Raw genomic sequence first — 1,280 nt, forward strand, 5'->3', positions numbered from 1 at the left:
GTTCGACGGCATGGGTTATCCGTCCGCCCCGCTTTCCTTTCCGGCCGATGTGCCGACGCAGGCGGCGCTGATCGCCGGTCCGATTATCGATCTCAATGTTATGACGCGGCGCGGACGGATAACCCATGCCGTCGAACGCGTGATGATTTCGACCTCGACGGATATCCACTCGCTGGCCGATGTGACTCTCATCCTGTGTTTTGACGGCGAGATCACGGTGGCCGGCGCGGCGCCTGTCCGCATCGGACCGCGCGATACGCTGTTGCTCGGGCCGGACGCCTTGAAGTGGTGCCTGGAGCCTGCGCGACCGGCGACGCTGTTCGTGATCCGCATCGATCGCGTTGCTGCAAACGATTAACGCCTGTTTCGAAACATGATCACAGCACCGGCGAAATATGCCGTAAGCTCAAGCCCAGATCACGAAAAAGCCCAAATCCTTCCGTCGATCAAGTCCCGGCGGGAGGGAGAGGTGGTTCGTCTGTAAGTTGTGGTGCGAAAACAAACTTTCGGCCCTTGTTTCGATGCAACCAATTGCATTTCATTCGGTTTTAGGGACATTGCCGTGGCGGTGACGCCGCTAACGCGTCCCCCATACGGAATTTTCAATGAATATCCAAACAGACCCCACCCAAATGGAAAAGTCGAGCGCGAGCTTCCCGGCCATCACGGAAGAGCCGATACGCTCCAATTTCCTGCCGGAAGAGCGCCTGCGCACGCTGGGTACAAGCCTCGCCAAGGGCGACGTCAAGGATCTGTTCGGCCTGGGGCCGTTCGATTTCCAGCCACGCATTCGCGACAGTGCCAGGAAGGTCCTCGAAGTCTACCGCTCGACCAATGCCGCGCAGGCTAGAGGCGAGACGATTACGCCGGCGGCGCAATGGCTGCTCGACAACAACTATCTGGTCGAGGAAACCATCTTCCAGGTCAAGCGCGACCTGCCGCACCGTTTCTATCGGGAGTTGCCGACCCTGAAGCTGCGCGACGGCGCCAGCGTGCCGCGCGCGCTTGCGCTGGCCTGGACCTATGTCGCGCATTCGGACAGTTCCGTCTCGGCCGCCATGTTCAAGGCGATCGTCGAAGGCTTTCAGGCCGTCGAGCCACTGAAGATCGGCGAACTCTGGGCGCTGCCGTCGCTGCTGCGCTTCGTTCTGATCGAAAATCTTCGCCGGATCGCGGTCCGGGTCAATCGTACCCGGCAGATGCGCCAGATTGCCAACGAGGTTGCCGACCGCGTGCTGGCGGTCGACGACAGCGCCGACCGTCAGGCGATCCTGTCGAAT

2 protein-coding genes are annotated in these 1,280 nt (G+C 60.7%); both read left to right on the forward strand.

Annotated elements, in window-relative coordinates; translation table 11 throughout:
• A partial coding sequence (locus EOA86_RS35055) for a HutD family protein (protein ID WP_206630234.1) occupies positions 1-358 on the forward strand: 358 nt, incomplete at its 5' end.
• A 247-nt stretch (positions 359-605) separates the two neighbouring features.
• Positions 606-1,280 (forward strand): hypothetical protein (locus EOA86_RS35060; protein WP_164892345.1); only part of this gene is annotated, 675 nt, incomplete at its 3' end.

The organism is Mesorhizobium sp. M5C.F.Ca.IN.020.32.2.1, from assembly GCF_004023105.1.
Lineage (GTDB): Bacteria > Pseudomonadota > Alphaproteobacteria > Rhizobiales > Rhizobiaceae > Mesorhizobium > Mesorhizobium wenxiniae.